General features: G+C 44.1%; 29 protein-coding genes. 7 read left to right on the forward strand and 22 right to left on the reverse strand.

Annotated features, from left to right (window positions below; all coding sequences use genetic code 11):
• Positions 1–21 precede the first annotated feature (21 nt).
• The 9 genes from MHB49_RS18480 to MHB49_RS18520 form a co-directional block, all read right to left on the reverse strand.
• The gene (locus MHB49_RS18480; RefSeq protein WP_405152490.1) at positions 22–681 is read right to left on the reverse strand and encodes a TetR/AcrR family transcriptional regulator; all 660 of its coding nucleotides are present in this window, start codon (positions 679–681) and stop codon (positions 22–24) included.
• A 322-nt stretch (positions 682–1,003) separates the two neighbouring features.
• Entirely contained in the window at positions 1,004–1,270 is a 267-nt protein-coding gene (locus MHB49_RS18485) for a hypothetical protein (protein ID WP_405152491.1), read from the reverse strand.
• Between the two features lie 158 nt (positions 1,271–1,428).
• Positions 1,429–2,826: a catalase gene (locus MHB49_RS18490; RefSeq protein WP_405152492.1), complete on the reverse strand. Its 1,398-nt coding sequence runs from the start codon at positions 2,824–2,826 to the stop codon at positions 1,429–1,431.
• A gap of 159 nt (positions 2,827–2,985) precedes the next feature.
• Positions 2,986–3,309, reverse strand: a complete 324-nt coding sequence (locus tag MHB49_RS18495) for a putative quinol monooxygenase (protein WP_405152493.1) — start codon at positions 3,307–3,309, stop codon at positions 2,986–2,988.
• Positions 3,310–3,352: 43 nt separating this feature from the next.
• On the reverse strand, positions 3,353–4,444 hold the full coding sequence (locus tag MHB49_RS18500; protein WP_405152494.1) for an FAD-dependent monooxygenase: 1,092 nt from the start codon (positions 4,442–4,444) through the stop codon (positions 3,353–3,355).
• Positions 4,445–4,458: 14 nt separating this feature from the next.
• The gene (locus MHB49_RS18505; RefSeq protein WP_405152495.1) at positions 4,459–5,310 is read right to left on the reverse strand and encodes an SDR family oxidoreductase; all 852 of its coding nucleotides are present in this window, start codon (positions 5,308–5,310) and stop codon (positions 4,459–4,461) included.
• Positions 5,311–5,670: 360 nt separating this feature from the next.
• Positions 5,671–6,246: a TetR/AcrR family transcriptional regulator gene (locus tag MHB49_RS18510; protein ID WP_341175258.1), complete on the reverse strand. Its 576-nt coding sequence runs from the start codon at positions 6,244–6,246 to the stop codon at positions 5,671–5,673.
• A gap of 178 nt (positions 6,247–6,424) precedes the next feature.
• Positions 6,425–7,516, reverse strand: coding sequence for an L-dopachrome tautomerase-related protein (locus MHB49_RS18515; RefSeq protein WP_405152496.1), 1,092 nt, complete (start codon positions 7,514–7,516; stop codon positions 6,425–6,427).
• Positions 7,517–7,763: 247 nt separating this feature from the next.
• Complete coding sequence (locus tag MHB49_RS18520; RefSeq protein ID WP_405152497.1) at positions 7,764–8,045, reverse strand: hypothetical protein; 282 nt, start codon at positions 8,043–8,045, stop codon at positions 7,764–7,766.
• Between the two features lie 187 nt (positions 8,046–8,232).
• Between MHB49_RS18520 and MHB49_RS18525 the strand changes: the two genes are divergently transcribed.
• Genes MHB49_RS18525 through MHB49_RS18545 form a run of 5 tightly spaced genes read left to right on the forward strand, consistent with a single transcriptional unit; the run spans position 8,233 to position 10,546 of the window.
• Positions 8,233–8,475 carry a spore gernimation protein GerQ gene (locus tag MHB49_RS18525; protein ID WP_405152498.1) on the forward strand — a complete coding sequence of 81 codons (243 nt, stop codon included), beginning with the start codon at positions 8,233–8,235 and terminating at the stop codon, positions 8,473–8,475.
• A gap of 11 nt (positions 8,476–8,486) precedes the next feature.
• Positions 8,487–8,873 (forward strand): spore coat protein, encoded by a 387-nt coding sequence (locus tag MHB49_RS18530; protein ID WP_405152499.1) that lies wholly within the window; start codon positions 8,487–8,489, stop codon positions 8,871–8,873.
• Positions 8,870–10,006, forward strand: a complete 1,137-nt coding sequence (locus tag MHB49_RS18535) for a zinc-dependent alcohol dehydrogenase (RefSeq protein WP_127537083.1) — start codon at positions 8,870–8,872, stop codon at positions 10,004–10,006. The genes MHB49_RS18530 and MHB49_RS18535 overlap by 4 nt, the downstream gene beginning before the upstream one ends.
• Before the next feature lie 31 nt (positions 10,007–10,037).
• Entirely contained in the window at positions 10,038–10,238 is a 201-nt protein-coding gene (locus MHB49_RS18540; RefSeq protein WP_153978675.1) for a hypothetical protein, read from the forward strand.
• A gap of 11 nt (positions 10,239–10,249) precedes the next feature.
• Positions 10,250–10,546, forward strand: a complete 297-nt coding sequence (locus MHB49_RS18545; RefSeq protein ID WP_405152500.1) for a spore coat protein — start codon at positions 10,250–10,252, stop codon at positions 10,544–10,546.
• Between the two features lie 302 nt (positions 10,547–10,848).
• Here the strand turns inward: MHB49_RS18545 and MHB49_RS18550 are convergent, their stop codons facing one another.
• Entirely contained in the window at positions 10,849–11,508 is a 660-nt protein-coding gene (locus MHB49_RS18550) for a TetR/AcrR family transcriptional regulator (protein ID WP_405152501.1), read from the reverse strand.
• 195 nt (positions 11,509–11,703) lie between these two features.
• Between MHB49_RS18550 and MHB49_RS18555 the strand changes: the two genes are divergently transcribed.
• Positions 11,704–12,702 carry an aldo/keto reductase gene (locus MHB49_RS18555; protein WP_405152502.1) on the forward strand — a complete coding sequence of 333 codons (999 nt, stop codon included), beginning with the start codon at positions 11,704–11,706 and terminating at the stop codon, positions 12,700–12,702.
• 236 nt (positions 12,703–12,938) lie between these two features.
• On the opposite strand, the gene MHB49_RS18560 is transcribed toward MHB49_RS18555, so the two are convergent.
• From MHB49_RS18560 to MHB49_RS18595, 8 genes are all read right to left on the reverse strand, one after another.
• Positions 12,939–13,508, reverse strand: coding sequence for a histidine phosphatase family protein (locus tag MHB49_RS18560; protein ID WP_405152503.1), 570 nt, complete (start codon positions 13,506–13,508; stop codon positions 12,939–12,941).
• A gap of 285 nt (positions 13,509–13,793) precedes the next feature.
• Entirely contained in the window at positions 13,794–14,153 is a 360-nt protein-coding gene (locus tag MHB49_RS18565; protein ID WP_247897577.1) for an SH3 domain-containing protein, read from the reverse strand.
• Positions 14,154–14,328: 175 nt separating this feature from the next.
• On the reverse strand, positions 14,329–14,565 hold the full coding sequence (locus tag MHB49_RS18570) for a hypothetical protein (RefSeq protein ID WP_405152504.1): 237 nt from the start codon (positions 14,563–14,565) through the stop codon (positions 14,329–14,331).
• Positions 14,566–14,690: 125 nt separating this feature from the next.
• On the reverse strand, positions 14,691–15,662 hold the full coding sequence (locus tag MHB49_RS18575; RefSeq protein ID WP_405152505.1) for an aldo/keto reductase: 972 nt from the start codon (positions 15,660–15,662) through the stop codon (positions 14,691–14,693).
• 16 nt (positions 15,663–15,678) lie between these two features.
• The gene (locus tag MHB49_RS18580) at positions 15,679–16,101 is read right to left on the reverse strand and encodes a MerR family transcriptional regulator (RefSeq protein WP_405152506.1); all 423 of its coding nucleotides are present in this window, start codon (positions 16,099–16,101) and stop codon (positions 15,679–15,681) included.
• A gap of 415 nt (positions 16,102–16,516) precedes the next feature.
• Complete coding sequence (locus MHB49_RS18585; RefSeq protein ID WP_405152507.1) at positions 16,517–17,221, reverse strand: hypothetical protein; 705 nt, start codon at positions 17,219–17,221, stop codon at positions 16,517–16,519.
• A 125-nt stretch (positions 17,222–17,346) separates the two neighbouring features.
• Positions 17,347–18,729: a sensor histidine kinase gene (locus MHB49_RS18590; protein ID WP_405152508.1), complete on the reverse strand. Its 1,383-nt coding sequence runs from the start codon at positions 18,727–18,729 to the stop codon at positions 17,347–17,349.
• A 41-nt stretch (positions 18,730–18,770) separates the two neighbouring features.
• Complete coding sequence (locus MHB49_RS18595; protein WP_247897583.1) at positions 18,771–19,478, reverse strand: response regulator transcription factor; 708 nt, start codon at positions 19,476–19,478, stop codon at positions 18,771–18,773.
• Positions 19,479–20,056: 578 nt separating this feature from the next.
• Between MHB49_RS18595 and MHB49_RS18600 the strand changes: the two genes are divergently transcribed.
• The gene (locus MHB49_RS18600; RefSeq protein ID WP_405152509.1) at positions 20,057–21,613 is read left to right on the forward strand and encodes a BCCT family transporter; all 1,557 of its coding nucleotides are present in this window, start codon (positions 20,057–20,059) and stop codon (positions 21,611–21,613) included.
• A 178-nt stretch (positions 21,614–21,791) separates the two neighbouring features.
• On the opposite strand, the gene MHB49_RS18605 is transcribed toward MHB49_RS18600, so the two are convergent.
• The 4 genes from MHB49_RS18605 to MHB49_RS18620 all read right to left on the reverse strand — a co-directional run bounded on the left by MHB49_RS18605 (position 21,792) and on the right by MHB49_RS18620 (position 25,351).
• A complete protein-coding gene (locus MHB49_RS18605) occupies positions 21,792–22,553 on the reverse strand; it encodes a pentapeptide repeat-containing protein (protein ID WP_405152510.1) in 762 nt (253 codons plus the stop codon).
• Between the two features lie 113 nt (positions 22,554–22,666).
• Positions 22,667–23,566, reverse strand: coding sequence for an RCC1 domain-containing protein (locus MHB49_RS18610; RefSeq protein ID WP_405152511.1), 900 nt, complete (start codon positions 23,564–23,566; stop codon positions 22,667–22,669).
• 32 nt (positions 23,567–23,598) lie between these two features.
• Complete coding sequence (locus MHB49_RS18615; RefSeq protein ID WP_247897591.1) at positions 23,599–24,162, reverse strand: GNAT family N-acetyltransferase; 564 nt, start codon at positions 24,160–24,162, stop codon at positions 23,599–23,601.
• Positions 24,163–24,439: 277 nt separating this feature from the next.
• Positions 24,440–25,351, reverse strand: coding sequence for a hypothetical protein (locus MHB49_RS18620; RefSeq protein ID WP_405152512.1), 912 nt, complete (start codon positions 25,349–25,351; stop codon positions 24,440–24,442).
• Between the last annotated feature and the right edge of the window lie 5 nt (positions 25,352–25,356).

Consider the following 25,356-nt stretch of genomic DNA (forward strand, 5'->3'; position numbering starts at 1 on the left):
TTCATCTTCAGAGAATCATATCTACTCCTTGGCTCTCTTGAGATCGCTAACCATTTCAGCATATTTATGATCTTCAAGTAGCCCATGACCCATGAAGCCAGTAAAGTACTTGCTAATTTTTTGTTGCAGATTAGGGTCCTTAATATCGAATTCTCTGAAAAACATGACTAAATTAAACTGCATGGACTCAAACATAAAAGAAATCAAGTCGTCGTCAAGATCAGGTCGGAGATATCCATCAACCCTCATTCGGCGTAAAATGTCCTTGATTAAGGGGAATGACTCACCCTTTAGCACATACAGATACACTTTAAGCAAAACGTTCTCAGGAATATTTAAAAATGTTTGAGTGAGTTTGATTTCCAACTCATTCAATGGCTCTGTCACTATGCCATTAACGTTACCAAATAAGCCAGTAAGGAAAAACCGGAAAAGGGAATCTTCATGAGTGTTATTAAAATACGTAGCTCTTTTCTGTGTCACATTACGGATTAAGAGACAATAAAGGTCATCTTTGTCTTCAAAATACCGATAAAATGTTCCGGGGTGCATGGACAAACTATCCAAAACCATCTTCATAGTTATGTCCTCGTAAAGATGATCAACAAAAAGATGCATAGCGCTATTAGAAATTTCCTCGCGCCTTGCTTCATTTAAACGAAAGAAAGTATTTTTTGGCATAGATTACTCCTCCATGTGAAGTGTGAACTGGTTCACACTATACCGATAATCTATTCACATGTCAAGTAAATCACTCTCATTGTGTCGCTTGCTTTATAACAAAGTGAACATTTTCATGTTTATGGTACTTAATGCGGTTTTAATTACATATGCTCATTGTTTAGATATCAATCTAATCGGCAATCGGTACAAGTTCTTGTACTTTTTAAAGATTCAATACAAAATAAAGCTAAAGATCGTCCTTGTCAGGAAAGGATCTTTAGCCTTTTTTTTGCATCAGAGTGATCTCTGTTATTATAGGTGACATATTATCTTGCTTATGTTATTTATTTGGATCTAGGTGCCATTTATCCTCACCCATTATTCTATCAACAATATGTTGAGCTTCCCAAACAGCAGCAATCTCCAACCCTTCACATTCTTCCCGATCTGCAGGTCTAATCTCTCCCCTATAATATATTGAAAACTCTCCTGTTATTTGATCAATCATGCAGGCAGGAGGGGGCCAAGCCTCATTTTCATCAACAAAAGGACGATTCTCAATGACTGGCCAATCTCCTGATTTCAGAACATCATCATATACACCCACGATAAATTGATATTCTTCTTCTTTCGGTAACTCCTCTAAAGAGCCTATATGATTGTAGATTGCTATGCTGCCATCTTTAAGACGTCTACCAAAGGCAAATTTGCATTGAAGACTTATTTGATCGACCTCATTCTCCTACTTCATATAACTTACATAAATCATCCCTTTTTCGGTGCGGCGATCTGGCGTGCTACCCTTTCGGCTAATGTTGCATCAGCCTCGAATAAATACCCTAACACAATCCTCTGGATCTCATGAGAAGCCGCAGATAAGTCATCAGCGAGATTCTGAACAAGGTGATCCTGCTGAACTTGTGTTAGCGATTGGTAGAATTGTCCCGCTTGGGTGAAATTATCGGCCTTCGGAATATCGGATCGAACGAGCCGGCCGGCTACATAGCGCCCTGCCCCGCTCGTTATCTGATCCGTCGGTGACCAGTTTGCTTGATGGTTAATCGGAATTTTGCGAAAATCCGATCCAAGGCGATGCCGCTGTGAATCCCAATAAATATTGCTACGGCCTTGCAGCATTTTATCATTGGACAGCTCAGCACCATCCAGAAGATTGGACGGGGAGAATGCCAGCTTCTCGATCTGCTCCTGATAATTCGTAGGGTTCTTATCCAAGACGAGTCGACCAACTGGCAGCAGCGGGAAATGATGTACATCCCACACTTTCGTGTCATCCAACGGATCGAACGACAGCGTTGCCTCATCCTGTGGGTTCATTAACTGCACATAAAGCCCATATTGGACTGGGGTACCTTGGGCAATCGTGTCATATAGATCTTTACCCGAATAATCGGGGTTCTCGCTGGCCAAACGAGACGCTTCTTCCGCATCGATATATTGCTCCCCAGCCAACGGAATCCAGCGATATTTGACGTAGAAGCGGTCGTTTTGTGCATTTTTCCAAACATAGGTGTTAACACTGTGTCCTGGCGTATGACGGAGACTCTTGACCGTCCCTTCGTCCGAGTACAATCGTACAACGAAATGGGTTGCCTCTGGTGCTCTAGCAACGAAACCCCAGAATCGATTCGGATCGATGAGATTGTTAACGGGTGATGGCAGAAAAGCATGAATTGACTCAGGGAACCGGATCGGGTCTCGTACGAGGAACACAGGGATATGATTACAGAGCAGGTCGAAAACGCCTTGCTCGGTATAAAATTTCGTCGAGAATCCACGCACGTTGCGAGATGTATCGGGTGTCCCTTTGTTGCTGACCGCAAGTGAGAAACGCACGGTAACGGGTATTCGTTGTCCCGGCTGCTGCAAGAAGCACAGGTTCGTATAAGCGGCCATCGAGTGAAGGGTTTCAAAATAACCGAAGGCTCCAAATCCCTTTACGTGGACCGGGCGCTCTAATATTTTTTCGTGGACAAAGGTTTCAAGTGTTTCATGCAGCATACTGTCCTGTTCCAGAATTGGTCCCCGTTCTCCTACTGTCTGTGAATGGTGTTCCGGCGACTGTTTAGCATGCCATTGTGATTGTACGTTGCCTCCCTGCCAGTTTCCACCGTTTGCCTGATTGTTAGCTTTGTTACCATCCATTGATCCGCCCCCCATATCTACATTATCGGGGATATATATGCATGGCTATGTACGGATATGTCAGCATGTCATATTCGGTGTGGAATTTTGACAAAACAAACTGCACCTCCAATCTGCTAGATGGTGTCTAACAATTGGGGTGCAGTTCACACATTGATTTTAATGTGCTGAACGAAACGGCTTCAGGAGTCGAATCCCTTCTTCAATGGATCCCTCCATCAGTTCTAAGAGCTGGGGCACCAGTTCCTGCATCCGCGGGGCGCTCAGGTGCCGATCGAGGGCATCCCGGTTTTCCCAGCGCTCGTAGATGATGAATGTACCAGGCTGGCCTTCTACCTCGTGAGCCTCATAGTCAATGTTACCCTGGTCATTCCGTGACGGGGTGACAGCTGCAGTCATAAATGCCTTCATTTCGGCTTCTCTCCCTGCCTTAGCTCTCGCCTCCCAGAGTACAGTAACGTAACGGTTATTTGTATCGTTCATCCTATTTCCTCCTAATTTATAAATAATGCTTAGCATCATGCTGTTATAAGCGACCAAAAGAACGATTAAAGCCCTGACCCGCTAGAACATCTTGACGAACCACATCTAAGCGACGTTTTTGGTATTCATTCAAAGCATTTATTATCGAATTCGGATACTTTTTAATGGCGTCCATGATGGCAACCGTATCATCAAGTGCATCATTAAAGCCTGCGCCCGACATAGGCGACATGGTATGAGCGGCGTCGCCGATCATGGCTATTCTTCCTTTTGACAATAGATTAGGGATGTATTCATTAACAGGTGCCCCGATTAAACTGCGATCCTTAATCGCGATTTGCAAAATGGTATCATCTTCTGTGCTCCAATGGGCTTGGCTGGTTTGTGATAGTTCTCCCAGCAGCGAATCCGGGATAGCTTCACCGTATAAGGAATGCTGGGTAATCCCATCCTTTATAACGCCTAATTCAGACAGCAATTCATTATGCAAATGATCAAACCAGCAAAAACCTATCCATCGCTGGCCAGGATTGGTTCTCCCCTCTATCCCTGGCATCACCGCAGTTGTCAATGTACCTGCAGCGCTATCGTTGAAATAAGCGTTCGAAAGCTGACGTTTTTTCCAGTCTTTCTTCGGCAGCCGTTTTTCCTCCACTTTCCCTACCCAAACCAAATAGCCAGCATAATCCGCAAATGGTCTGTTAGGGCTTAAATAACGGCGGACAATACTGCGATATCCATCTGCTCCAATCAAGAAGTCTCCTTTAAACGTCTGCTCCTTCTCACTGGTAGCCCAAGCAGAAGATTCATTTTGCCCAATACGAACAATTCGTGTATGGTGCTGAAGGGTAATACCAGGTTCTTTAGCGACCGCATGGAGCAAACGTTCTTGAATGGCTGACCAGGCTTCAACGTTGTTGTTACCATTGGATGCCAAATGTCTTAGTTCTCGTTCGATTTCATTATTAGAATAAGGCTTCGTGTGCAGGCGAATAAAAGCACCATTCCTTAATGATGAATCTGCACGTTCAAGAATAGTCACTGCATACCCATAACGGGATAACGCTAGCCCCATCATTAGACCACCTAAAGATCCACCTACAACAATGGCATGTTCAAACTGTTGTTGTGACATCAGTCATACTCCCGTTACTGCAGCTTCATCTGGCTGCGGAGCATCCGGTCGAGAAGTTTATCCGGAAGAATACGAACCAGTCGGGTCAGCAGTGCCGAATCTCGGCCAGCCGTATAGCGGGTGCGCGGATTACTTGCGTGGATGGCTCGTGAAACCACTTCTGCCACTTTCTTAGGAGGAATACCGCTCGTTGCCCACGATTCAGCCTGCGCCTTCACGGCGTCAAAAAGACGATCATAGCGTCTGTGCTGATCGGGCGTCATCAACTTGGACAGCCGATCGGCTGTCGTAACCCCTTTCTCCGACAGGCTGGTGCTGACACCGCCCGGAGTAATCATGATAACTTTGAGTCCGAACGAAGACATCTCTCTGCGGAGGCTGTCATTGATCGCTTCCATCGCGTATTTTGCAGCTGAATAAATTCCGAAACCGGGCATTGAGATTTTGCCGCCAACTGATCCGATATTAACTACGCGTCCGCCGCTGTTCAGCAAGGCCGGAGTAAGCGCCTGAATAACCGCAACCTGCCCGATCACGCTGACTTCGATCTGACGACGAAACTCATCCAGCGGAACCATCTCAAGAGGTGCATTAACGGCAATACCGGCATTGTTGACCACGGCGCGCAAAGGGCGACCAAGCGGATCTTGCTCCACTCGTTCGGCCAGCTCCTTTAGTGTGTCGATAGCGGTAATATCGAGAATGACCGGTTCGATATTTTTTTGTTTGATTTTGTCGGCATCTTCCTGACGGCGAACCCCGGCTAAAACGTGAAATCCTTCAGCGGCGAGCTGCTCCGCGGTAGCCCTGCCGATTCCACTTGAAGTACCTGTGACGACAACCATTTCTTGAGTTTTATATGGCATTGTAAACCTCCCGAGTTTATTAAGTTATGAAACACTGTATAGCACTGTTATACGGTCATTATAGCACCGCTATACAACATTGTCTATAGCAGTGCTATATATTTTTTACGTAGTGTTGTTCTCCTGCGACCTGAACATTTTTTTGCGGGCGCAGCGTGATATACTTCGACGCTCACGATATACCGTAGCGTGAGGAATGAGCTCATCGAAACCCTCTGAAAATGAAAAAGATCGCCATCCCGCTTGGATAGGCGATCTCTTATGTGCCACTATTTGTGGTCCTTCATCTTTACACCATGAAACAAAACAAAGCCCACATAGGGGCTTTGTCTGGAGTCTCCAAGCTCTTTCATCGATCCCTCATTTTGAAGCAGAATCCGGCATTGGGATCAAGATGATCTGCATCACGCTTTCTCGAATGAGATCAACGACGTCGGGCTGGGGTGGGGGTGCCTTACGAATTTGGGACGTCACATACAGCCAAGAGGCCGTATTGGCAGAAGCCCAGACCAGATCTGCCGCAGCTTCGGCTGAAACAGCTAATTTTCCTGCGGCAGCAACTCTTTGAACATTTTGCACTAGTGCTTGGTGCGACTGATCTGCCGCCTCGATATGGGCACCCTCGAGCAGTCGCCCCATCATTGCCGCATAAATCCGAGGACGGGCTGCCGCGAAGCGGACATAGTCATCCCATCCCTGACGAAGCGCCATCTCTGGAATAGGGGACTCCACTGCAGCAATTTTGCTTTCAAATAACTGTTTGAACGCTTCCACTATAGCTGCACTCAGGAGTCCATCGGCATTACCGAAATGGTGGTAGAGTGTAGGAGCCGTAACCTGCGCAATCGAAGTGACAGCTCGCGTTGAAAATTGGGCTCCGCCCTCTTCTTCGAGTACCTTAAGAGCAGCTGCTAATATTTTGTCATATGTGTTCATACCTCTATTATAGCAGTGCTATACACGTATGTCCATGACGAGGGTTGTACTCCTGTAACCACGATCATCCCGTTTGAGATCACAACATGGTGAAACACTGCTTCTTTTCGTTTTATCGAGCTATCGTTCCCCTTAAAATGCATGTTCTACACAATAGAGTCCATTTGAATAATGGGTTCTATTGATCAAAAGGTAGTGCAGGTAATTCATCAATTTTCATACGTAGTAAACTATATGGTTTTTGTCGCAGGTCTTTTCCATAATGAAATCTTGCCTGTCTATGTAATTGGTTCACAATTACATATAAGTATTGATCCGGACCAATAGAAAACGTATCTGGCCATAAAATTCTGGGATCATGAGCGATGGTTTCCATGATTCCATTCGGCAATATCTTTCGAATACTATCGTTTTCATAATCTCCAGCATAAACGTTTCCTTTTGCGTCCGTCATCATCCCATCCGATGCACCCTTCTCTCCCCAATACTGCACAAGATCACTTAACTTGAAATCCGGTATCGTTCTGTCTCTTAACGATTCTGTTGAGATCGAGTATAGCTGGCGACTGGTTAATGGACAATAGAATAACATTTTTCCATCAGGGGAAATGGCTATACCATCAGAGGCCAATCGAAAGGGAGATGTCGAACCATCCGGGTTTCGATTCATCAAAATTTTCCCTTCCACTTTCGGTACAAAATACGGATCGGGTGAGGTTGAGCTTGCTCCATGCAGCCGTCTATACGAATTTCCGTTTTCTAAATTTACGACAATAATAGCGCCTGGACCATAGGAAGAAGAATCCGTTATATATGCGTAGCCTGCTTTACCTACACGAAAGTCAAATCGGACATCATTCAGATACGTTGTCGGCAAGACTACATCATCTGCAAATGTATATACTTTTCTTATCGTATTTGTTTCTAAATCGACCGCGACTAATTTTGCCCCTCCTTTGATTGGCTCAGAAAAATTTGGTGCACCCGTATCCAGTACCCACAGGGTTCCCCTTCCATCTGCAACAACACTTTGGACACTGATAAAGGACATAGCCATATTCAATGGGTTGATCAAATTCGTTTCTAAATTAGGATAAGGCTGCAGCTGACCTTCAACAATTTCCGCTACCGTAAATCTAACGTCATCTCCCCATTTCGGAAAGCAAATAAAGATACGCCCGGTTTCAGATACACTAATGCCTGTAGGCATAGCCCCGTAAAAGGAATGAACGAGTTCTAACTTACCGAAATATTCTTCCATAGGTAACATAGGCTGTATGATGTCCTCCTCAACATAGTTGAATAGATATTACCTATAATTATGTTCAAGACGTTTTCTCATGCCTGGCCCTTAATCATTCTTTTTCACCTGGATTTTTGAAATTGTTCGATACATCTAAAAATACAAAAAACTTCGGCGTAAGCCGAAGCATGTTGACCGTAACTATATGTGCAAAAATGCTTCCTCCGAGCGTCAACGCAGGGTATTCACCCATGGTATCAGCACCAAGACCGTTTTATTGTTGGTCCGGGAGACGTAATGCGTTTGCGGAAGTTTGCGCTTGATCTAAAAATTCATCTGCTCGGGTCAATTGCTGCCGGGCCATCTCCAACGCTTGTGAATTTGTTGCTGCATTAGATTCATTTAACGAGCTTATTGCCTGATTTAAAGCCGTCTGTACCTCAGAAACCGCGTTAGATGCATGATGCTCCAGTGTATTCCCACTCGAGTTAAGTGCACCTTCTGCCGGTTTTCTTGCATTTTCGGTCGCTAGATCAATTTTATTTTTATTGGGCACAGTGAGTCCTCCTCTCTCTTGCAAGATCATATAAAACAAAAATAAGTATCGGATTAAGATTTTGTTTATATTCCTGCAACTATATGGGAATATTCGGATCTCCCTTCTCCCGCAATCCATTTTAGTATAAGATCCGATGCGTTGGAAAATCTAACGTTGATGAAATAAAGGAGGTGATCATTTCTCCATGAATAAGCCAACGTTAGCGCCGCACGAATCAATGGAACTGCATGAAGCATTAAACTTCAAAACGCTTTGCCTCGCCAAGTCAAAACTGATGCAAGGCCTGGTCTTCGACCAAGAGCTAAAAGCTTTAATGCAGAAAGACGTCATTCAATCCATACAACAGATCGCCGAGCTGCAAGCCATTTACGCGAAAGCTCCTTTCCAAGCGCCTGTTCCGAGTAGTCCGACACCTATAACACATTAAGGGGAGCTCAAATGAATACCGATTATTTAGACCCGATTAATTCATTAAATATGCCGGAAATGGCAGATATGACTTTTGCCATGGACTTCCTTGTTCGTGCCAAGGAAGGTGTACGTAATTTGTCCATCGCCCTGACGGAAACGGCTTCACCGGATGTACGAGCCCTGCTGCACAATCATCTAAAGCAGGGAATTGCGATACACCAGGAAATCACAGAGCTCATGATTCGCAAAAAATGGTTCCATCCTTACGAGCTGAACGAACAGTACCAACTCGACCTGCTTTCGGCGAAGAATACGGTGATGATCGGGCAGATGAATTTGTTCCCGGATGATACGTCGCGTAAAGGCATGTTTGATCGGACGCCAGATGAACATATTGGAGGACATAATGCATGAAGGCGGTAACGTATCAAGGGGTTAAAAATGTCGTGGTCAAAGAGGTTCCGGATGCAAAGATTGAGAAACCGGACGATATGATCGTAAAGATCACCAGTACCGCCATTTGCGGTTCTGACCTTCATCTTATTCACGGGATGATCCCTAACCTTCAGGAGAACTATGTCATCGGACATGAGCCGATGGGGATCGTAGAAGAAGTAGGCCCTGGCGTGACCAACCTAAAAAAAGGCGACCGTGTAATCATCCCGTTTAACATCGCATGTGGAGAATGCTTTTATTGCAAAAATCAGCTGGAAAGTCAATGTGACAATTCCAACGAGAACGGAGATATGGGCGCATATTTCGGCTACTCGGGAACGACCGGCGGATATTCTGGCGGGCAAGCTGAGTATTTACGGGTTCCGTTTGCCAATTTCACCCACTTCAAAATTCCTGAGAACTGCGAACAACCGGACGAAAAGCTAAGCTTGATCGCTGATGCCATGACCACGGCATTCTGGAGTGTAGATAATGCCGGCGTAAAAAATGGAGATACGGTCATCGTTCTCGGATGCGGCCCAGTCGGACTTCTGGCCCAGAAATTCTGCTGGCTGAAAGGAGCAAAGCGGGTCATAGCCGTTGACTATGTCGATTACCGCTTGCAGCATGCGAAGCGAACGAACAACGTCGAAATCGTAAACTTCGAACAAGATAAGAACATTGGCAATACTCTCAAGGAAATGACCAAAGGCGGCGCCGATGTTGTCATTGATGCAGTAGGAATGGACGGCAAGATGAGTGATCTTGAATATTTAGCCAGCGGTTTGAAACTGCAAGGCGGCACCATGAGCGCATTTATCATTGCTTCTCAGGCTGTCCGCAAAGGCGGCACCATCCAAGTCACTGGGGTATACGGTGGTCGATATAACGGCTTCCCGCTCGGTGACATCATGCAGCGAAACGTGAATATCCGTTCCGGACAAGCTCCAGTTATTCACTATATGCCGTATATGTACGAGTTGGTTACGTCTGGCAAAGTGGACCCGGGCGACATTGTTACGCACGTCATTCCGCTCAGCGATGCCAAGCGAGGCTATGAAGTGTTCGATACAAAAACGGACAATTGTATTAAAGTCATCTTAAAGCCTTAAATATGGATAGATACTTGGGAGGACAATCCGAATGAATTCCAAATACGCATTGCATGAGGTGCTTGAGGTACATGAAATAGCTGCATTCAAGACGGTTTGCTTGACTAAATCCCAGACCATGCAAGCTCTGGTAACCGATCCCGAACTCATGCAAATTTTGCAACAAGATGTGACATTATCACAACAGCAGCTTCAGGAGCTCAGTGAAGTGCTGTCTAAAGCGACTGTATAGGAGATAACAAAATGAACCCAATATTAGAACACATGTCAGGCATTCATACGCTTACTGATGACGTGATCGCAATGGATTTGTTAATAAACGCCAAGAGCGGAGTCAGAAATTACGCCATGGCTGTGACCGAATGTGCCACCCCCGAAATCAAGCAAATTTTGATGAAACAGCTCGAGGAAGCTATAGTCTCTCACGAAAAGATATCAAATTACATGGTGCAGCATGGCTTATACCACCCTTACCATATTCCAGAGCAAATTCAGCTGGATCTGAAAAACATTCAAACGGCTATGAACATTCTGCCCTGATACCGCTTAACCACAATGGTCAGGTCTGTTTTGGATTTTGCCGGAGACTTCAGAGTACAAATATGCCTTTGTGCAAAATCCAGTAATGAAATAAGGGCGGATACACTCCGCCCTTATTTCAGCTGCGTAACGGAAACATACTTAATGGGAAATGTTCTTGTACCTCGACATCATCACCATATAGGCTTTCTATTATATCCGGGTTTCTTCCTACCTACACACCAAATCCTAATACTACCTCTGACTTTTGCTCCAATTCGGACTTTCTCGACACGAAGAATCCTCCGACTCGGTTCGGAGGATTAATATAAGTTTTTTGAAATTTTTTGTGCCATGCACTCAATTCTAGGGATCATCAAGTTGTCATCCATCATTTTAATTTTATCAGGTTTAAACAACTGAAATTTCTTTAGATTGTAATAGTCAAATAGCACCTGGTACACAGTCAAATGGTTCTCCATCAGGTACTTTACATCTAAAACGTTACTTAAAATCTCATCTTGCATAATGATAAGCCTACCATCTATCTTATTAAAAAAACCCTCTTTTATTCCTTCATCATAAAAAGCCAATTCCTGATATTCTCGTTGCTTCATGGCTTCTTTTAGTCGCTCATAGTTCTCAGGATAACTATTTTCAAGTTCCCTTAAGAAAATGTCTGTGATGTACTCTTTTAATAAGATTGTTTGTTCAAATGTTTGCTGAAATCGCTGAACAAATACTTGATCAGCATCAGAATCTTCAATAATTTCGTGGATATATTCGACAAATGTACTCACAATAAACGAAATAATATCTTCTTTGGTAGAGAAATATTTATATAAAGTCGCCCTGCTTATATCCATAATCTTTGAGATTTCATCCATTTTCAAACCTTGAAACCCATTTTTTCTAACGTGTGATAACAATCTATTAGTAAGCTTTTGCCTCATCTGATGTTGTTTTTCAATCTGCCGTTCCATCTAACTGCCCCCTTATAAATTATATTATATCTCATAATCATCATTTTAAACAAACTATACTAAATAGACATTTTATATACTTTTTGTTTACTTTACTTAACTCCCCATGCTATTATGTTGAACGAGCTAAGATTGGATACCTTTTTATCTAGGCTTTAAACACTAGGGGATAGAATTATTTAAGGAGGAACAAAAATGCAAACCCGAAGTCTTGGTCAACAAGGTTTAAAAGTCTCTTCTATTGGTTTGGGTACGATGGGGATGACAATGGCATACGGTCCTTCAAATGAAGATGAAGCAATAGCAACTATTCGTCGAGCTTATGAGCTTGGAGTTAACTTTTTTGATACGGCAGAATTATATGGATATGGAAATGGTCACAATGAACAGTTGCTGGGTCAAGCTGTAAAGGATTTTCGTGACAAGGTAGTACTGGCTACCAAGTTTGGCTTTGATATGACAGCCGAGCAGATTGGAACACGTTTTAACAGCCGGCCAGAAAATATTCGTAAGGTAGCTGAGAACAGTCTTCGCTATCTGCAGACTGATTACATTGATGTGTTCTATCAGCATATCCCAGATCCTGATGTTCCTATCGAAGAAGTAGCAGGGGTCGTCGGAGACCTTATCAAAGAAGGCAAAGTTAAATATTTCGGTTTGAGCAACACCGGTTCAAACACAATTCGTAAAGCTCACGCGGTTACCCCGGTCTCTATGCTTCAGACTGAATACTCGATATTCGAACGCGAGATTGAGGACAACAATATACGAAAGACATTGAATGAACTCGGTGTAGGTTTAGTGCCTTACTCTCCTTTAGGCAGAGGGTTCCTGACAGGTGCTGTTAAACCAGCCCAAGAGTACGCGGAAGACGATATGCGACGTTACGACGAACGCTGGCAAGGCGAAAATTATATCTACAATTTACGAGCAACGGAACAACTTAATGAACTGGCTTCTAACAAAGGTATTTCTGTAGCCGAATTGGCACTGGCTTGGCTTCTCGCCCAGGGAGAAGATATCGTTCCGATCCCGGGTACACGTAGTGTTAAGCGGGTTGAGAAAAACGTTGCTGCTGCTAACGTTAAACTTACAGAAGCTGATCTTCAACGTATTAAAGAGATCCTTCCACACGGATCAGCCGGTAGCCGATATCCAGCTGGAATGATGGAGAATTTCACAAGAGATTCATAATTTTTATTGAAAACTAAAAAGATGAATAAAAAAACAGCTAACTAAGGACATAGTCTGAACTGCACCTCCAATTGTTGATAATGTCTAACAATTGGGGAGCAGTTCAGTCATGGTTAGCTGTTTTTTATCAACACACTTAACACTCCGTATCATCCTGTTCGAAAAATCTCCATCATGATAGTATTTAGATAATTACCTAAACCGAAATGACACAATGTTCTTGTCCTTTTCGGTACTTATAAATGTTTAGTGCAATTATACAGCGAACAGTTCCATCGCGGTTGCCCCGTATTCAGTATGGTAATCGATGCATTCAATAAACTTTCTGTCATGTCGATATGGGGTATGAGTCTCTTCAGAGTCATTCCAAGGAATGCACCGTGACTCACAATTAAGATATTCTGGTCTGGGTGTCTGCATGATATGTCGGTAAGGCACTGTTTGCCTCTTTTTACAATCTCATCGTTTGATTCGATACCGAGATCTAGTCTGAACCATCCATATCCCCACCGATTGACGCGCTCCTGTTCTGTCGTTCCTTCTATAAGGCCACAGTTCATTTCTCTTAAGCGCGGGTCTGTTCTCACATCGATATTCTTGATCTTACCGATGATTTCCGCTGTTTCAAGTGCTCTGGACAAATCACTAGAATAAATATAATCCCAATGTTCTATGCCAATTCTTTTGGACAATAGTTCAGCTTGTTGTCGACCTCTCTCATTGAGCGGAATATCTGAATGGCCTTGTGTTCGATATTCATCGTTCCAATCCGTTACTCCGTGTCGGATCAATCCTAGCGTAGTCATTTGTGTCCCTCTTTTCAGTTGCAAAAATGATTTGAGAATCGACTTATGTATACCAACTACTTTCAACTTCCACTAATATAATAGCTCCACTAAATCTCTCTAACCTCTTGGAGGCTTTTCTTCTCAGTACAGGATAGAGCTTTAGCATCTTGTCCCTCGACATCTTTTCAGATTAACGGCTTCAAAAATTCAACTCTTTACGTATGTTTAGATTGTTTTTCGAATCATTTTAGGCTCTGTATACTCTTCAATTGGATTGTTCATTGATCGAGATGATAAGTAGTTTTACTCGTTAATATTCTTTATAACTAATACCTTATTAGGTACCCAGCCCTTCTCACCCTCTGGCGTACGAACAAAACTCCATTCATTAAGTTCAAGTTCTTTTTCAACTAACATACCAGGATCAACAGTCAATTCGTGTGCGGAATAGTGTGTTAATGCAGTCGCTATGTGTTCCTCATTTGGTGTACTTAATATTTGTTTTGGTACCCAGCCGCACTTTTTAGAATGGATTGCTTCACAAAAAATCCAGTTTGGAAATTCAGTGTCTTCTCTTCCGTAGATAACAATATCTCCTTTAGCTAAAACAATTGGATCAGGATAATTAGAAACATGTGGGTAAACCACTTTATATTGCTTCATAGCATGCCTCCACATAGTATATTTCACCTTTATTCATCAAGATGCGTCCAACAACGTAATGATTAAGTCTTTAAAAACATTCATTCAGCCTACTTATCTACTTGACAACAAAGAGGGGTTAAACAGTCAAGATTGTTTTATTTATTTACAAGGAATGGCCTTTGACTAATTTTCGTCAAACCACGTCTCTCACAATGATATATCCCCATAAATTTTTTAATGTTTTACCATTGATCATAACTTGATTTAGTAGTTGTTCAACTGATTCATACTTAATTTGTGCTTCTTCATTTTCCTTAATACAGTACCAACCACTTTCATTATAACTGATTAGGAAATGAGTATCATTCAAGATAAATTCTATTTCATGTCCGAGATTTAAATCTTCGGTAAATTCGTCGTAACTATACATTTTATGTCTCCCCTCACTATCTCCAAGGACTTGTCATTGTACATCCAAATCGTAAGTAAATGGGGTGGTTGGTAAATGCAAATGGTCCACGGAGCCCGTGGACCATTACTTCTTCTGATTATAGTCTAGCCGCCCAGCAGAGTCATCTGTTCTTTCATATAACGTGTGCCGTGAACGACATTCTTGGGACTGACCTGATCGATTCGTTCGAGGTCCTCCTTCATGAGAAGGATATCAGCCGCGGACGCATTTTCCTCCAGGTACTTGATACGTTTCGTACCCGGGATAGGCAGCGCCCCGTTGGCGATCGTCCAGGCAATGGCCAATTGGGATGGTGTGCAGTTTTTCTCCATCGCGATCTCCTTAATTTTGTTGACTACCTCAATGTTCTTCCGGAAGTTGTCTCCTTGGAAGCGCGGCATCCATCTGCGAAGATCGTCGGCGGCCAGATCCTCGAAAGTGCGAAGCTCGCCGGAGATAAAGCCCCTGCTCAGTGGACTGTAGGCCACATGGGTAATCCCCAGCTCTCTTACGGTAGGGAGTATCTCCTCTTCGATGTCACGGGTCCAGAGCGAATACTCACTCTCTAGCACGGAGATTGGATACACGGCATGAGCGCGGCGAATGGTGGACGCGGACGCCTCGGACAGGCCGAGCGCCCGAACTTTGCCTGCCTTGACCAAGTCTGCCATCGCTCCGACCGTCTCCTCGATCGGGATGTGCGGATCGACGCGGTGTTGGTAGTATAGATCGATGTAATCCGTATTCAAACGGCGAAGGCTATCTTCCACAGCTTGCTTAACGTAATCAGGATGGCCACTGATGCTCTCGTAATTTGGGGTGTACGAGAACTTGGTAGCGATAATGGCTTGTTCGCGGCGTCCTTGAAGAGCACGGCCGAGCAGTTGTTCGTTATGCCCGTTCCCGTACACGTCCGCAGTATCGAACATCGTGACGCCTATGTCCAAAGCCCGATGGATTGTTTGGATCGACTGTTCGTCGTCAGTCACCCCGTAAATGCCTGGAGACATCCCCATAACTCCCAGACCGATTGAAGAGACGAGGATATTGCTATTGCCCAAAATTCTTTGCTTCATTTGTTAATCCCTCATTCTATGTTTGTTGTCGCTCTGACTCCTCCATCTTGATTAACAACTGGCTCTCGGAAGGGATTCTCCCTTTCTCGATGTCTTCGTATATCGACAGCTTGTTATTGACGGCGTCGAGCGCTTCGGCCAATTCGTTCTGGCGGCGAAATAAATCTTCCTTGTACTGGTTCAAGATCGCTTTGCGCTGTGGAATCGTGGAATCACCATCGAGCGCAAGATCCACCATCTCTTTCAGCAACGACAGCTTCATCCCTGTCGCCCGGAAACATGTCATCAGCCGGACCCAATCTAGGTGATCTTGTTCGAACAGTCGATTCCCGTTCTTATCTCTCTTAATGTAAGGGAGCAATCCCTCCTTCTCGTAAAAACGAATCGTATGAGCCGGGCAACCCAGCCGCTCTGAAGCTTCTTTGATCGTGAATGGCATTGGCCAGATCGCTCCTTTATCGGTTATTTTCAGACGGAATCGGCGGGTTCTTCCTCATCCTAAATCTTAAAGTACACTTTAAGGCAAGCGTTATTTTGGGAGACAACTGTTAACGTTCAACTACTGGTTATCATTATAATGCCCATCATTGACCCTATTTTTCCATTCCGGCAACCGGTACAAATTCTTGCCTTTGGCTTGGGACACGATCTTGTACCGATAAAAAAAGCCGCTTTAGTAGCGACATCCAATGGGAATATGCTCTTGTCCCTTGACAAGAACTTCAACCTATTGCCGTTTCCTTCCTCTTCTCACTCTTCAATTTGTTCACATATCAAGAAAATACCTGCCCCTCTCCCGGGCAGGTATTAACGGTGAATCGGATGAATGGCTTACCAACATCGATCACTAAATATTAGTCCAGAAGACTGTAGATCTGAATGCTCTCCACCTTGGCATCCTTGATATGAAACGACATCACATCCACATAATTGGATGGCTCGTAACGGAAGTCATCCTCCTTATCAGGGGCTCCATCACCAAGCAGTTTTCCCTCAGGGTAGGCATTTTTGAGTGTATCCAGGCTATCTCCTGCTTTAATGTTTCGGACTGTCGCGTACTTCGGATCTGTAATTTCGATATGAAAGATGGAGTCTTGTTTCCCCTCCGGTATACTGATTGTTTTAATTTCCAGACCAGGATACGTATAGACCTTTTCTGTAAAACCAATTAACGTATCCATGTTTGTTCCATCGTCGGCAGTGTACGTATGGGATTTCAGGTTATCCGGTTTGCCCAGCATCTGTTCCATCTGATCCTCATTCGCTGTATCCGAAATCGCAATGGTGTGCTCATTATAGACAAAAGCAAGCTCCTTCAGCACCACATTGCCTTCCTTCTCCATCGAACCTTCCTTAATAGCTTCAGCACTCTGTCCTTCCGAATTTTCTGAAGCAGGCGCAGTAGAATTGGTTGCTCCTTCGCCTTTGCTTTGTTCATTCGTTGTGTTCTGTCCGGTTGCTGGAGATGTGGCATCACTGGACTGACAGCCCGTTAATGCCCCCGTTAGTAAAGCACCTAGTACGATAAAACCTGCAGCTTTCTTTGTTAACTTCATCATGATCCCTCCATAAATGTGTAATTTGTTCTTATGAAGTGATTATAAAAAAAGCATTTGTTAGTCTCATAACAGAAATGTACCAATCTTGTAACGTTACCTATTTAGGCTTGGGTTTAGATTCAGATCTACGCACGAGGCAAAACAATCGTAACGGTCGTTCCTTCCCCGATACGACTTTCCATGTCGATATATCCATTGAACCGCTCTACAATCTCTTTGCAAATAGAAAGTCCAAGACCTGAACCGTTTGCAGTGCTTGTATTTTTCGCCCGGTAAAAGCGTTCCTGCACTCGCTCCAGCTCATCGCTTGCAATACCGATACCTTGATCGTGTATCCGTATAACCACCTCACTCGGCGTATGTTCCATCTCTACTTTAATCTGTGAGTAATTGCCTGAGTATTTGATAGCGTTGTCCACAAGGTTGGCGATCGCGTGGGACATCAACATTGGATTTACGTTGGCATGAACTCTTGTCGTACCCTCATCATCCGCTTCTTCCTCCCCCTGACCAACTCTGATCTCTATCCCTTTATCCTTAGCCTTGGCTCCCATATTCATTGCAACTTGCTGAATCAGTTCGTTCATTTCCGTCTTCCGGGCTTCCAAATCGTTAGAACCAGCCTTATCGAATCGGGATAGTAATAACAGTTCATTAATCAAGCGGGTGAGCCGATCCGATTCCTGCAGCAGATGAGCATAAATTTTTTGCAGCTCCTTGTTCTCAGTCTCCCCTTCCACCAAATATTGAGAGAAACCACGAATGGCTGCCAAGGGTGTTTTTAACTCGTGAGAGACGTTGGAGACAAATTGTTTCTGGTACTGAATGTAATCATGAAGCTGTCGCCCCATCGAATCCAGCCCATCTGCCAGCATGCCCAGCTCATCCTTCCGTTTGAGATGAACTCTCCGAAACTCCTGTCTGGAGAAACTTTGCGCAGCGCTAAGCAGTATCTTAATCGGCTTGGTTGTGTTGCGGGCAATCCATAGACTGGATAACGTAATAAGCACAATAAATCCGCCTGCACCTGCAAACAGGATATAACGGATTTGATCCATGATCGCATAAAAGTAGGAAATGTCCTCCACGAACTCATACACATAAGCGTTTTCGTAGAATTGATCCTGAATGGGCGTCGCAAAATAAAGCAAATGATCTTCCGTGACGGTGTAGGCGTAACTGCCGCTCAGGGCTTTCTCAATATTCTTTTCAAAAATAAGCGGTTTGCCATCATTAATGATGATGCCATCCACAGCTAAGCCCAGCAGCTGCTTGGAGCTATCATAGATACGTACTTCCTTGCCCGAAGCTTTCAGCTTCTCCAGTGCAAGTCTGACGATTTCCTTGGTTTGCGGTTCTCCTGACGATGACCTATGCTGTGCTAACACCTCTCGGAAGGACAACTCGGACAGATCCGCCTTCTCCATCATTTGTTTCTCAATGGTAACGAAGCTGTAGTAATCGATGGCTTTATTCACCGCAAAAATGATGATGCCAAAAGAAAGCACGGAGAAAAATAAATAATTCAGCAGTAACCGGGTTGCATACTTCAGTCCTCGCCACCTCCAAGCTGATAGCCAAACCCGTAGATCGTTCTGACATACTTCGGTTCGTCCGCGTTGTCCTCCAACTTTTTTCTTAAACGCATGATGGTCATATCCACACTGCGACTGTCTCCCATAAAGTCATATCCCCATCCGATCTGCAGCAGCTCATCCCGGGTAAAGATTTTGTCCGGCCTTTTGAGTAGCGTTTCCAGAATTTTAAACTCTTTGGCCGTTAAAGACACGGGAACACCGTTTTTCAGCACCCTTCGGCTTTCCAGATCAAATGTCAGCTCTTCATGAATGATGCGTGTAGATTTCACTTCAGTTCCTTCACTGGATTCCTCCTTGCTCTCGTTTCTTCTCAGAATCACCTTGATCCGAGCGAGCAATTCACGATTGTCAAAGGGTTTCGTCATGTAATCTTCCGCCCCTAGCTCAAGTCCGAGCACCTTGTCGATTACCTCATTTTTGGCAGAGAGCATGATCACAGGAATGGCACGTTTTCCTGTAATTTCCTTACACAAGTCATATCCGGAACAGTCTGGCAGCATCAGATCAAGTACCACTAGGTCGGGTTGAAAAGAGTCGAGCAGTTGCAGGCCAGTTTTGCCATCCTCTGCAGTTTGCACATCGTAATTTTCTCGCCTTAGCACCAGCTCAATTAAATCTCGAATTGCAATTTCATCATCAATGACTAGGATTTTCTTCATTGTACACCCCTATCTAGCCTTGTTCTCCAGCTTCAATCATATATTAACCCCATCTTAGCACAAACATTTTAGATTCCTCCACCAACAGCAAGATGAGGTATATTCCACTGAGCCAGTTCCACAATCTCTTCTTCGTCGTCTACGATCAAGACTGTGCGTGTCATGTTTAGGTTTGGGTTATGATTCATCTCTGTCTTCCTCCAAGCTAGCAATTTCTCCTATCTTTACTATATATACATGTTTATGATCCGGTTGAGGTTCTCTCCAATTCAATTGTAAGGATGATGTAAGATTGGCTACAGGGTCTTTACAGTTGCATGTAGTAAATTTAAATTACAATACATGATTTAGGAGGCTCGAGATCAGAGCAATGTTACTTGGCAAAAGCCTTAATTCGCTAAGAAAGTTTCCGGCACTAGGCAATATATTATTCTGGCAAGGTCAAAACAAACCGACGGGTGTTTCAATACTCGGCGGTTTGTTTTATTTAATCAACAGCGGCTTTCCGAAATATTACAAGTTACACGAGTACATACTAAGGAAATGTTGGATGAAGCTTACATAACGGAGGTCTCTTCATGGTATTTACAATCACAATTATGATCGTAGCACTGTTTGCAATTTGGGGAGCTGTTGCTCCCGATCAGCTGGCAGATGTGGCGAACGTTGCCTACAACTTCTCTATTCATAACTTTGGCTGGTTTTATTTGCTAGCTACACTGTTCTTCCTGATCTTCGCTTTCTATCTGGCGTTCAGCCGTTTTGGCAGTATCAGGATGGGGAATGAAGATGATGAGCCGGAATATTCTACAGTTTCTTGGCTGGCCATGCTGTTTAGCGCCGGTATGGGCATTGGTCTGGTTTTCTGGGGAGTTGCTGAACCGCTGTCCCACTATTTATCTGCACCGGAGGGGGCAGAAGCCGGAACGACACAGGCAGCAAGACTTTCCATGCGATATTCCTTTTTCCACTGGGGGCTGCATCCTTGGGCGATCTATACCGTCATCGGCTTGGCACTTGCTTATTTCCAGTTCCGGAAAGGCTACAAAGGGCTGATCAGTTCCACCTTTATTCCTCTAATAGGTGAGCGTCTTGCTGCAGGCTGGCTTGGCAAGCTCATTGATATTCTGGCGGTCATTTCCACCGTCTTCGGTGTTGCGACCTCCCTTGGATTGGGTGCACTTCAGATCGGCGGGGGGCTGAATCACTTATTCGGTATTCCTAACTCGACAATGACCCAGGTTGTTATTATCGCAGTTGTAACCGTACTGTTTTTAATCTCGGCAACCTCTGGTCTGGATAAAGGTATTAAGATTCTGAGCAACACCAACCTTGTTATAGCTGTGCTGTTAATGCTTTTTGTATTGGTGACTGGACCGACTACGTTTATATTTGACACATTCACGACAACTTTGGGCAGTTACATGCAAAATATTATTAATATGAGTTTGAGACTGACGCCGTTCTCAAAAGAAACCTGGATTGGAGCTTGGACGTTATTTTACTGGGCATGGTGGATCGCGTGGGCTCCCTTTGTTGGTACTTTTATCGCTAGGGTATCTAGAGGAAGAACCATAAAGGAATTTGTAATTTATGTCATGGTTATTCCAAGCCTTTTCGGATTTATCTGGTTCTCAATCTTCGGCGGAACAGGACTTCACCTGGAATTGTTCAATACTGCCCATCTGGCGGAAGCCGTCAAGGAAGATGCGACAACCGCTTTATTCCTCATGCTGGAGCAGTTGCCGTTAGGCACGATTGTAGCATTCATCGCTACACTCCTGATCATGATCTTCTTTATTACGTCGGCTGATTCCGCTACCTTTGTGCTGGGCATGCTGACTTCAGATGGCAAGCTGGACCCGAGTACAAGAGTGAAATTAACCTGGGGAATCTTGCAGTCCGCCATCGCCGTAGTATTGCTGATCAGTGGGGGCTTGAACGGCCTCCAGACAGCCTCTATTGTGGCCGCGCTTCCGTTCGCTGTTGTCCTTATCGGGATGTGTGTCTCCCTTCTCAAAGCTCTGCAAGCTGAGGACAGAGAACGCCGTCAGAAGGAAAAACGGCAGCGCCAAAAACTGAAACAACTGCTGGAGGAACATGAAAACTTGCAGAATGAAATTCCCGGCAGGTAATGGCTAATTGAACTATATAGAGTAGATACCTGTCCTTAGACGGGTGAAATATAAACACATGAAAAAGAGCATCAGCAGCGCTACGGCGGCTGATGTTCTTTCTTTACAAATCCCCAGGGAACTCCTTTTACATATATACGGTTCTCGTCGTTATCCTGTACAAATTCTATTGATTGGTTTACGCATTGTTACATTCCAGAATACTGAAAAATCGCTCAACAAAAATATCACCATGGTGTTTCTTCATTTGCGCCGTGTTGAAAATATATTCTTCCATATGCTCAAGCTTGCGCAGACTGCGGACCAGTACTTTCCGATCATCGTCAGATAGATTAGGGTCATCGTCGACCTTCGTCAAAGCATGTTTCACACGTGCGGATAACCCTTCAACATATAGATGGTTTTTGGATTTTGGCGGAATACATTGTGTCAGGTCACAGCTCACAAAACGAACACCGTCAAGGATACAGTTTTCAAAATTGGCGATGAGCTTTTGTTTGCCATTTCCCTCAAACGTAATATCCACCAGCTTGCCGGTAAAGGTACAATTGACGATATTCGCTGCTTGTAAAATGCGGTCATTGAATCTGCATTTATGAAAAGTACAATCAATAAACGCAGCATTCTCCAATGTCATGCCTCTCATATCGCAGGAGGAAAATTCGCAATTGGTAAAAACAGCTTCGTCTTTGGCAATACCAACAGAACGCAAGTCGGAACGAATAAATGTGCAATGGTCAATCATACTACCGGCAAAAAATCTCGCATTCGTAAGATCGCAGGTATCAAATACAAGGGAACACAGGTTACAACCCCAAAATATAGGTGAACCAACATTCGAGTTTAGTATAGTTGATCTGCTTATAGTTTCGTGTTCATACCTGACAACATCAGAAAATAATTCGTTGTCTACTGACATCCCAGACTCAAGTCTTCTCATCCCGATCACCCTATCATTTCTTCCTGAATTTCACTCACCACTTGTTAAGAAAAGATATGTTTTTGTCCCTCGACATTTTCCCCATGCTGTACATCAAAAAAATAACCGCTCTGTTAAGGGGAGCGATATTGTTGGATGTTACTCCATTCGCTTACATTACATTGTCCATAATCATTATTACCCACCGCAACCACCGTGCCATCCGATTTCAGTCCAATCGTATGGGCACACCCGGCCGAAACAGCTCTAATTTCGTGCCAGCCATTTACATCGCATTGGTCATGTTTATTTGAACCCGCCGCAACCATCGTACCGTCAGACTTAAGACCAACGGTATGATAACTCCCCGCTGCAACTGCTACAATATCGCGCCATCCGCTAACGTCACACTCACCTTCATTATTTCTACCTGTAGCCACTACCGTGCCATCCGATCTAAGACCAACCGTATGAAGATACCCCGCCGAAACAGCCAATATGTCGCTCCAGTTGCTTACACTGGATTGTCCATACTTATTGTTACCAACTGCTGTTACCGTACCGTCTAATTTTAGACCGATTGTATGCCAGTCACCCGTCGAGACCGCTACAATATCATGCCAGCTGTTCACGTTGCATTCACCTTCATTATTTCGCCCCACCGCAACCACCGTGCCATCTGATTTAACCCCGACAGTACGGCACCAACCTGCAGAAACGGCTACAATATCGCGCCATTCGCCTACATTGCATTGGTCATGCGTATTCCAACCTGTAGCTGTTACCGTACCATCCGATTTAAGACCAACGGTATGGGCATTACCCGTGTTCGTAGCCATATGAACATTGCCAGCAACTACTGCGACGATGTCTAACCATTCGCTTACCTTACATTGACCGTATTTATTATCGCCAACAGCAGTTACTGTTCCGTCAGATTTAAGTCCAACGGTATGACGACGACCCGCTGCTATGGTATAGTTACGGAATCGTTTCGTCTCAAACATCGCTTCCATCCGTGAATCATAATCCATATCTTCCCTCCGCCTGTTATTGGGGAAAAAGTTTAACTCTTCCGGTAAGCAACCTTATGAAAGGCATTGATATAACGAAACAGTGCTTCACCATCATCCGACACATGTGTGCTTCCATCCAGTGGCAGGATCATGGCTTGATACGGCTCTGGCACCATTCTATATTGATGAACATAGGAGGTCAGAACAAATCCGTTGCCTTGCCAAAATTGAATGCGTTTCCGATGCGCCTCCGTTGTCCCGGATTCCGCCTCGATAATCATACCTTTGATCCCGTGTTCCCGCAGCCCCCAAGCTTTGAGTTGCTCCAGCATCCAAGTCCCAATGCCCGACCCGCGCAGCTTCTGTTCCACCGCGAGGTAATCGATGATCAGGATGCGGTTCGCGGCCTTCCCCACCATTCCAGTAACAGCCAACGCAACCACTTCTCCTTGATGCACGCCCGTGTGTAAGCAACCAATCCCTCGGTTCAGCATATTGCGCAAAATCGATTTTGTCTTTGCACCGCTTGGAAAAGCGTCATGATAGATCGGCTCCATCCGCGCCCACAATGCTTCATCCCAGTCCTCTATAGTTGCAAATTCTAGATCTTGCACTTCATTCGCCTCCAGGTTTCTCATTAAAAGAATTCTAGGATGGAAAATTTACCAAAGGGGTTCCTGAAATAGCAAATCAAAACATTCAGCATCCCAAGTTTTATCTCCCGGATAAACGTAGAATTCTCCTCCATAAATATACTTGTCCAATATTATACTATTTCCGTGTAATCAAGAAAAACCTCAGCTGGGTTAACCGGGCTGGGGTTTTCAAATTAACTATTTGGGATTAGCTTTCACCCTTTTCTAAGGCTTTTTCTATCCAAAAATAGCTCTTTTATTTAACTCTGAAATGGGTTTGAGCATATTTTGATACGATGGGGACAGCACTCAATAGATACCCGACAGTCAACACGATTAAGACAACAGTGAGTATCCACAGTGTAGGACCTAATAACATCACCACAACAAAACCTAATGAAATAAGACTGTTCACTAATGTAAAAAGGGGATTATTGGTTTCCAGCTCTGTGGTGTAGGGCTGAAACACATAGTATACCAATAGATGATGTACTGAGAAAAATACAGACAGTGCCATCGTCATACACCAGACGGGGAGCAATGTACTTGTATCCCTTCCTTCAGACAAAACAAGTATAGACACACTTAGTACAGTTGCTACACATGCACCTAACTTTAGATTCAAGAATAATAAACTTCTAAACCTTAAACGAAAATGCTGCTTCGCATGCTTGCGATAAAATGAGTAACGCATAAGTTGCATATCACAATGGTAGAATAGCCCCTTACAAACCTCTCTGCCTATTGTCAGACTTAGCATAGCCATAATTAAAACAGGAGTAAATCGTTCCAATGAGTTTAGGGAGACATGATCTCTGAAAATGAATGCCAAGAAAGATAGTAATAAGCCAATGATCATAATAGCCACTAAACGTCTGCGGAACGGCACCTGGATGAGATGATTGTACCTACTAACCAGGAGGTTATGCATTTGTTCGTTATCTTTTGCCTGTACCATTTGTTTTTGAAGATTAGCCATCATGATTTCCGTATTCAACAATGGATCAGATTGGTTCGTTACTGCGCGTACGGCTTCTGTGAAATCCGTATGTTTTAGTAAGATATAACCAGCAACAATCCCGGATAACCATATTAGTGTGACAAGCCACCGTTGAGCCAATATCACCGTTCCGAAAAGAGGAATGCTCAGTGATGTCAATGGTTCCATTATTT

The organism is Paenibacillus sp. FSL K6-0108, from assembly GCF_045040695.1.
Lineage (GTDB): Bacteria > Bacillota > Bacilli > Paenibacillales > Paenibacillaceae > Paenibacillus > Paenibacillus pabuli_B.